This window comes from Geomicrobium sp. JCM 19055 (genome assembly GCF_000698185.1).
In the GTDB taxonomy this organism is placed as follows: domain Bacteria; phylum Bacillota; class Bacilli; order Bacillales; family Marinococcaceae; genus Geomicrobium_A; species Geomicrobium_A sediminis.
The window spans coordinates 1-707 of the sequence record NZ_BAXL01000047.1; the positions used below are offsets into that span (position 1 = coordinate 1).

Sequence of the window (707 nt, forward strand, 5' to 3'; positions counted from 1 at the left end):
GGGGATCACTGGCAGTACTGGACTTACTGGGACTACTGGCATTGCTGGGAGCACCGGTACGACAGGCGCTACTGGCGCTACGGGCAGTACTGGTGCTACAGGAACAACTGGTGTCACAGGAACAACTGGCGCCACAGGCAGTACCGGGATCACTGGGCCTACCGGGGTGACGGGCAATATCGGAATCACTGGACCGACTGGCGCTATTGGCGCTACTGGCGGTACAGGTGCAACAGGAACTACAGGCAATACCGGAAGTACTGGAACTACTGGTGCCACGGGCGGTACGGGAATCACCGGATCGACGGGCACCACTGGCATTACCGGTAGCACTGGTGCCACCGGAACTATTGGTGCCACGGGCAGTACGGTAGTACCGGTGCAACAGGCGTCACGGGCAGTACCGGAATCACTGGATCTGCTGGGGTTACAGGCAGCACTGGTGCCACGGGTAATACCGGAAGTTCTGGAACTACTGGCGCTACGGGCAGTACCGGAATCACTGGACCAACGGGGCTACTGGCATTACCGGAATCACTGGACCAACGGGGGCTACTGGCATTACCGGAATCACTGGACCTACTGGTGTCACAGGCGGTACGGGTAGCACCGGTGCCACTGGCATTTCTGGAATCACCGGATCGACTGGCGCTACGGGCAATACCGGAAGCACTGGAACTACTGGGGCCACGGGCGGTACGGGAATC

The 707-nt window shown here is 59.8% G+C and carries 2 protein-coding genes and 1 pseudogene; all 3 read right to left on the reverse strand.

Annotated elements, in window-relative coordinates; genetic code table 11:
- Positions 1–342, reverse strand: a 342-nt coding sequence (locus JCM19055_RS30960) for a hypothetical protein (protein ID WP_305047357.1), incomplete at its 3' end; no start/stop codon positions are given.
- 5 nt (positions 343–347) lie between these two features.
- A complete protein-coding gene (locus tag JCM19055_RS30965; RefSeq protein ID WP_305047358.1) occupies positions 348–503 on the reverse strand; it encodes a hypothetical protein in 156 nt (51 codons plus the stop codon).
- Positions 500–707 (reverse strand): annotated as a pseudogene (locus JCM19055_RS30970) (hypothetical protein); the annotation flags it as partial. The pseudogene JCM19055_RS30970 and the gene JCM19055_RS30965, both read right to left, overlap by 4 nt.